Annotated in this window: 6 protein-coding genes; 5 read left to right on the plus strand and 1 reads right to left on the minus strand. The window is 71.6% G+C overall.

What is annotated here, in order from left to right; translation table 11 throughout:
* The first annotated feature begins 28 nt into the window (after nt 1-28).
* Complete coding sequence (locus ACWDN5_RS35170; RefSeq protein ID WP_449679312.1) at nt 29-997, plus strand: helix-turn-helix transcriptional regulator; 969 nt, start codon at nt 29-31, stop codon at nt 995-997.
* Here the strand turns inward: ACWDN5_RS35170 and ACWDN5_RS35175 are convergent.
* Entirely contained in the window at nt 994-1,779 is a 786-nt protein-coding gene (locus ACWDN5_RS35175) for an IclR family transcriptional regulator (protein ID WP_310973466.1), read from the minus strand. The genes ACWDN5_RS35170 and ACWDN5_RS35175 overlap by 4 nt on opposite strands.
* Before the next feature lie 338 nt (nt 1,780-2,117).
* On the opposite strand from ACWDN5_RS35175, the gene mtrA reads away from it, so the two are divergent.
* The 4 genes from mtrA to ACWDN5_RS35195 all read left to right on the plus strand — a co-directional run.
* The gene (mtrA, locus tag ACWDN5_RS35180) at nt 2,118-2,795 is read left to right on the plus strand and encodes an MtrAB system response regulator MtrA (RefSeq protein WP_005150760.1); all 678 of its coding nucleotides are present in this window, start codon (nt 2,118-2,120) and stop codon (nt 2,793-2,795) included.
* A gap of 7 nt (nt 2,796-2,802) precedes the next feature.
* Entirely contained in the window at nt 2,803-4,530 is a 1,728-nt protein-coding gene (gene mtrB, locus ACWDN5_RS35185; RefSeq protein WP_449679313.1) for an MtrAB system histidine kinase MtrB, read from the plus strand.
* Between the two features lie 71 nt (nt 4,531-4,601).
* On the plus strand, nt 4,602-6,299 hold the full coding sequence (locus ACWDN5_RS35190; RefSeq protein WP_449679314.1) for an LpqB family beta-propeller domain-containing protein: 1,698 nt from the start codon (nt 4,602-4,604) through the stop codon (nt 6,297-6,299).
* Between the two features lie 66 nt (nt 6,300-6,365).
* Nucleotides 6,366-6,803: ComF family protein (locus ACWDN5_RS35195; protein ID WP_449679315.1), on the plus strand; the 438-nt coding region annotated here is incomplete at its 3' end.

The raw sequence follows: 6,803 nt of genomic DNA on the forward strand, positions 1-6,803 counted from the left end.
GTCAGTGGCCGCTGGCAGACTCCGGCGCGTGCGTGCGAGCCGGCTGGTGTCCCTGCTGCTGTTGCTTCAGAACCGGGGGAGGATGAGCGCCGCCCGGCTGGCGGCCGAGCTCGGCGTGACCGCGCGGACGGTCTACCGGGACGTCGAAGCGCTCGCCGCGGCCGGCGTTCCGGTCTACGCCGAGGGCGGCCCGAACGGCGGCTACCAGCTGATGGACGGCTACCGGACCCGGCTCACCGGCCTGACCGAGGGCGAGGCCGGCTCGCTGTTCCTCACCGGGCTGCCGCAGCCGGCCGCCGAGCTGGGGCTGGGTGCCCAGGTGGCCGCCGCCGAGCTGAAGCTGATGGCCGCGCTGCCGACGCCGTACCGCGACGCGTCGGTGCGGATCCGGCAGCGGTTCCACCTCGACGCGCCCGGCTGGTACCGGGAGGCCGACGCCGTCCCTCAGCTGCTCGCGGCCGCGGAAGCGCTGTGGCAGGACCAGGTCGTCGAGATCCGCTACCGCCGCTGGTCGCCGGCACCCGGGGTGGTGACGCGGCGGCTGCACCCGCTCGGCCTGGTCCTCAAGGCCGGCGTCTGGTACCTGGTCGCCGGGCCGGAGCCGCGGACCTACCGGGTCGGCAACATCGAGGAGTTCCGGGCGCTCGACGAGCACTTCACCCGCCCGGCCGGCTTCGAGCTGGCGGAATTCTGGCGCGCGCACGTCCAACGGTACGAAGAGGGCGAAGACGGCGAGACGGCGCTCATCCGGCTCTCCCCGGCCGGAATCGCGGCCCTGCCGGACATCCTCGGCCCGCGAGCCGCGCGGCTCGTCGCCCGGACGCTCGAACCCGCGGACGAGGAAGGCTGGCAGCGCGCGGAAATCCCGCTGGAGAGCGTGTCCCACGCGACGACCGGGCTGCTGCGGCTCGGCGCGGACGCGCAGGTGCTGGCACCCCCGGAACTGGTGGCGCACATGGGAAAGACGATCCGCGAGATGGTGCGGCTCTACCCCTAGTCCCGGAAATACCCCAGCTGCGCGGAAAGCTCCTCCGCCGCCTCGGTCATCGGCCGCACGATCTGCTTCACCCGCTGCTTCGAAAGCCGGTACGACGGCCCGGAAGCGCTCATCGCGGCGACGACGTCCCCGCCCGGGCCGTGGATCGGCACGGCCACGGCGTGCATCCCGAGCTCGAGTTCTTCGTAGCAGGCCGCATAACCGTCCTCGACCACCCGGTCCAGCTCGGCCAGCAGCTCCTCCGGCTCGACCGTCGTGCGCGGGGTGTACTGCTCCAGCTTCCGCTTCAGCACCCGCTTGCGCTCGGGTTCCCCCATGTACGCCAGCAGGACCTTCCCGCTCGACGTCGCGTGCAGCGGCGTCCGCTGGCCCGTCCAGTTCTGCGTGGTGATCGCGGCCGAACCGCGGGCCTGGCTGATGTTGATGGCGACGCCGTCGTCGGCGATCGCGATGTTCACCGTCTCGCCCAGTTCCTCGGCCAGCACCAGGCAGCTGGCCCGGCCCAGTTTCGCGAGGTCCATCCGGCCGGTCGCGGCACCGGCCAGCCGGACGACGCCGAAGCCGATGGCGTACTTCCCGCGTTCGCCGAGCTGCTCGACCAGGCCTCTGGTCTCCAGGACGCTGAGCAGGCGCGACGCCGTCGACTTGTGGACGCCCAGTTCGCCCGCGATCTCGGTGATGCCGGTTTCGCCGTTGCGCGCGAGCAGTTCCAGCACGCTGATGGCCCGGTCGACCGATTGCACCTGGCTCTGAGTTGCGTTGCCCGAGTCCTGGTTCCGCATGGCGCAACAGTATCCGTTTCGCGGAGTTCCTATCGGCTGGATGGGCGAATCTCTTGACGAGGGCCCACCTCAGGCCGGATTGTTGCGGAGGAGGCACAGAGTCTCACAATGCGCAACTTTCACGTACCGGCTCGGCATCTCGCCAGTCGTTACCCTGAGCCCCTTCTCGCAGGTCCGCGGAGGCCGCGCCGGAACCCCGGCGCGGCCTCCGCGGACCGTCCACAGCAGCCGGTACCGGCACCCGGATGGAGCAGGGAGTGCGGGCGATCTTGATCTTTCTGGTGGTCAAACACGCGGGTCGTGCGTGCGGGCGCCGGAACTAGTGCGAATATGTGGACATGAAGGCACGTGTTCTCGTGGTCGACGACGACCCCGCCCTCGCGGAGATGCTCACCATCGTGCTCCGTGGGGAGGGGTTCGACACGGCGGTGGTCGCCGACGGCTCACGCGCGCTGCCCGCGCTGCGTGAGCTGAAGCCCGACCTCGTCCTCCTCGACCTGATGCTGCCCGGGATGAACGGGATCGACGTCTGCAAGGCGATCCGCGCCGAGTCCGGGGTGCCGATCGTCATGCTCACCGCCAAGAGCGACACCGTCGACATAGTCCTCGGCCTGGAGTCCGGCGCCGACGACTACGTCGTCAAGCCGTTCAAGCCGAAGGAGCTGGTCGCGCGGGTCCGGGCCCGCATGCGCCGCACCGAGGCCGAGCCGGCGGAATCGCTCACCATCGGCGACCTGGCGATCGACGTGCCGGGCCACGAGGTCACGCGCGAAGGCAAAGCCATCCCGCTGACCCCGCTGGAGTTCGACCTGCTGGTGGCGCTGGCCCGCAAGCCGCGTCAGGTGTTCACCCGCGAGGTGCTGCTGGAGCAGGTGTGGGGCTACCGGCACGCGGCCGACACCCGGCTGGTGAACGTGCACGTCCAGCGCCTGCGTTCGAAGGTGGAGAAGGACCCGGAGCACCCCGAGGTGGTGTTGACCGTTCGCGGTGTCGGGTACAAGGCCGGCCCGCCGTGATGCGGCCATGACTCTCGCGAGCGGAAGACGGCTTCCCGCGTTCGCGCGTTCGACGGCACGCCTGGTGCGGCGTGTCGTCGTTTTCGCGCGCCGCCGCGCGGTCGCGTTCAACGAGCTGTGGAAGCACTCGCTGCAGTTCCGCGTCACCGTGTCGACGCTCGCGCTGTCCTCGGCCGTGGTCTTCGTGCTGGGCATGGTGCTGCAGAACCAGATCACCGAGCGGCTGCTGGACACCAAGCGCACGGCGGCGATCGCGCAGACCCGCGCGGCGGCGGAGACGGCCGCCGGCGAGCTCGTCGGCCTCGGTTCGTCCGAGAACGACGAGGCGCTCCGGAACCGGCTCGAGAACGCACTGAAGAAGATCGCGATCACGCCGACCAGCCAGGACGCGGCCGGGTCGGCGGCGGGCACGTTCGTGCCGGTCCTCGCCAGCGGCGGGCACGACCAGTCGAGCGCCGAGCCGTCGTTCGCGGGCCCGTTCGAGAACGTGCCGCCGCGGCTGCGCCAGTTCGTCGAAGCCGACCAGATGAGCTTCCTCGAGCACACCGCGCCCGAGGCCGGCGGCGGCCGCACCACGTACCTGATCGTCGGCACGCCACTGAACACCGTGGCCGTCCCGCTGCAGCTGTACCTGCTGTTCCCGTTGACGACCGAGCAGAACACCGTCTCGACGGTGCAGAACACGCTGCTGGTCGGCGGGCTCGTGCTGCTGCTCCTGCTGGCGGGCATCACGAACCTGGTGACGCGGCAGGTGGTCCGCCCGGTCCGGCAGGCCGCCGCGGCGGCCGAGCAGTTCGCCGGCGGCGACCTCGACCAGCGGCTCGCCGTGCTCGGCGAAGACGATCTCGCGAAGCTCGCGGTGTCCTACAACGGGATGGCCGCGAGCATCCAGCGCCAGATCCGCCAGCTCGAGGAGTTCGGCGGCCTGCAGCGCCGGTTCACCTCCGACGTCTCGCACGAGCTGCGCACGCCGCTGACCACCGTCCGGATGGCCGCGGACGTGCTGCACGCCTCCCGCGAGCAGTTCCCGGCCGGCCTCGCGCGATCGACGGAGCTGCTGGTCGACGAGCTCGACCGGTTCGAAGCGCTGCTCGGGGACCTGCTGGAGATCAGCAGGCTCGACGCCGGCGTGGAGGAGCTGGCCGCGGAGTTCATCGACGTCCGGCCGATCGCCACCCGCGCGGTCGAGCAGGTGCGGGTGATCGCCGGCAACGCGGGCAGCTCGGTGGAACTGGTGCTGCCCGAGGAAGAAGTGATCGCCGAGGTCGACGCCCGGCGCGTCGAGCGGATCCTGCGCAACCTGCTCGCGAACGCCGTCGACCACAGCGAAGGCAAGCCGGTGGTGCTGACGGTCGGGGCGAACGAAACCGCCGTCGCCATCACGGTCCGGGACCACGGCGTCGGCCTGCGGCCCGGCGAGGCCGACCTGGTGTTCAACCGGTTCTGGCGCGCCGACCCGTCGCGCAACCGGCGCACCGGCGGCACCGGGCTGGGCCTGGCGATCAGCCAGGAGGACGCGCGCCTGCACGGCGGCGAGCTCGACGCGTGGGGCGAGCCCGGCAACGGCGCCTGCTTCCGCCTCCTGCTGCCGCGCCAGCAGGACGTGCCCGTGGGCGAGTCGCCGCTCGTCCTGCCGCCGCCCGACCGGTTCGCCGCCGAGGTGCCGCTCGGGGTCATCGACGTCACGCCGGCGCCGGAGGCGATCTTCGCCGAACGTGAGGGAATCGGTCAGTGAACCACCAGGTTTTCCGGGGGTCCGGGTGGCGGAGCCCCCGGCTCGGAGCGAAGCTCCGGACGAAACGGCTTTTGCTCCTGGTTCTCTGCTCGGCGTTGCTGGCGGGCTGCGCCAACGTGCCGCTGGAATCGCAGCCCCAGGTGGTGCCGGGGGAGCGGCAGGGCCAGAGCCCCGGTGACGTCGTGCCGGAGCCGGCGCCGGGCCTCGACCCGCTGTCGCTGGTCCGAGCCTTCGTCGGGGCGACGCTCAAGCCGGGGCAGAACAACGCCGCCGCGCGCGCCTACCTGGACGAGCAGGGCCGGGCGAACTGGCGGCCGAGCCGCAGCCTGACGATCATCCAGGACACCTTCGGCACGGTCTACGACACCGCTCCGCCGCCGGACCCGAACACGCAGGTCGTCAACGTGCGCGGGATCGACATCGGCACGCTGGACCAGAGCAGCGCGTTCGTGCCGGACTACACCTCGGCGCTGCTGCAGGTGAAGGTGCGCCGGCAGCCGAACAACCAGTGGCGGATCGTGGACCCGCCCGCCGACCTGTACGCGACCGAGAGCGACTTCAGCGAGAACTACACGCCGGTGCCGGTGAACTTCTACTCGGAGTCGTCGGCCACCTTCGTCCCCGATCGGCGCTACGTAGTCGCGAAGCCGCAGTCGGGCCTGCCGGGCCGGGTGATGGACCTGCTGGTGAACGGGCCGTCGTCGGCTCTGGCCGGGGCGGTGAAGAACCTGCTCGGCGAGCCGATCGAGATCGACACGAACGTCAAGAGCCTCGACGACGGGACGCTGGTGGTCCCGCTGACCGGGCTCTCGGGGGTGCCCGACGACATCCGGAACCTGATCGCCGCGCAGATCGTGCTGTCCCTGCAGTACGTCACGTCGGCCCGGATCCGGATCCTCGCCGACGGCGCCCCGCTCGTGCCGAACCACCCGGACTGGCGGCAGAACGACCTGCCCGCGTACGGCGCGTCGCTGTCGATCGGCTCGCAGCTGCAGGGCCTGATGACGGTCGGCGGCCGGGTCCGTTCCCTCGCCGACGGCGCCCCGGTGGGCGGCCCGGCGGGCAACGGCGGCTACGACGTGGTGAGCGCGGCCCAGTCGATCGACGGCAAGCGCCTGGCGGTGGTGGAGCGCAGCGGCGGCGGCGTCCGCCTGCGCATCGGCGACCTCGGCCACGACCTGGCGCTGACGCCCCTCGGCGGCAGTTCCCTGACCCGCCCCACGTGGCGTCCGGGCACGGGTGAGCTGTGGACGGTGGTCGACGGGCTGTCGGTGGGCCGCATGGTGCTCGACCAGAACGGCCACTGGACGGCGCTGAGCGTCAACGCCACGGACCTGACCCAGCAGGGCGACCTCACGGAGCTCCGGTTCTCCCGCGACGGAGCTCGCGTGGCGGCGGTGATCAAGGGCCAGCTGTGGGTGGCCGCGGTGGTCGTCAACGGTGATTCGGTGTCCTTGCGCGAGCCCCGCCACCTCCAGCCCCACGACATCGAGGACGTCGTGGACGTCGACTGGATCGCCGCGGACAGCCTGGTGGCGGTCACGAAGTCGTCGTCCCAGCCGGTGGTCAAGGTGACGGTGGACGGCCAGCGCCTGGACGCGTTCAACAGCAGTAACCTGACCCCGACGGTCCACGGGGTGACGGCGGCCCCCAACCACCAGATCGTGGTGGCGGACGCGAACGGCCTGTGGACGGCCTCGGTGCTGGGTGAGGTGTGGCGCCCGCACAGCCACACGATGAAGGACGCGGACCCGTTCTACCCGGGCTGATCTTTCACTCGGGTGAGTGACGGCTGAGCGTCTGAAACTGTCGGTGCCGGTCGTGACACTGTCCGTGTGCTGAAGAGACTGCTCGATCTGCTGATCCCGAGCCGCTGCGCCGCGTGCGGAGCGCGCGGGGAGCCGTGTTGTGCCCGCTGCGAGGGCGTGTGGGGAGCCGCGCGGGAGGTGGTGCGCGGCCCGACCGCGGGGCTGGTGCGGGTCTTCGCGCTGGCCCGGTACCGCGGGGTGGGCCGGAGGTTGTTGATCGCGTACAAGGAGCGGGGGCGCCGGGACCTGGCGCCGTCGCTGGGGCGGGTGCTGGCGGAGGCTTTGGTGGCGCTGCCGTTGATGCCGGCTGAGTCTGGTGGCTCGCGTCCCGTGCGCACTCCTCAACCCGCCGCCGCGATCCCGCCGAATGGTGCGCGGGTTCGGCCGGGTGGCGCGCCGGCTTGGCCCGGTGCCGTTCACGCTCGCGAGGCCGAACCTCGGTTCGCTCCGGCGCGCGGCTCGGGC

This window comes from Amycolatopsis sp. NPDC003731 (genome assembly GCF_053586895.1).

Bases quoted from the DNA above. Each gene is read 5' to 3' on its own strand.
- ACWDN5_RS35175 (WP_310973466.1), bottom strand. From the start codon at position 1,779: ATGCGGAACCAGGACTCGGGCAACGCAACTCAGAGCCAGGTGCAATCG.
- mtrA (WP_005150760.1), top strand. From the start codon at position 2,118: ATGAAGGCACGTGTTCTCGTGGTCGACGACGACCCCGCCCTCGCGGAG.
- mtrB (WP_449679313.1), top strand. From the start codon at position 2,803: ATGACTCTCGCGAGCGGAAGACGGCTTCCCGCGTTCGCGCGTTCGACG.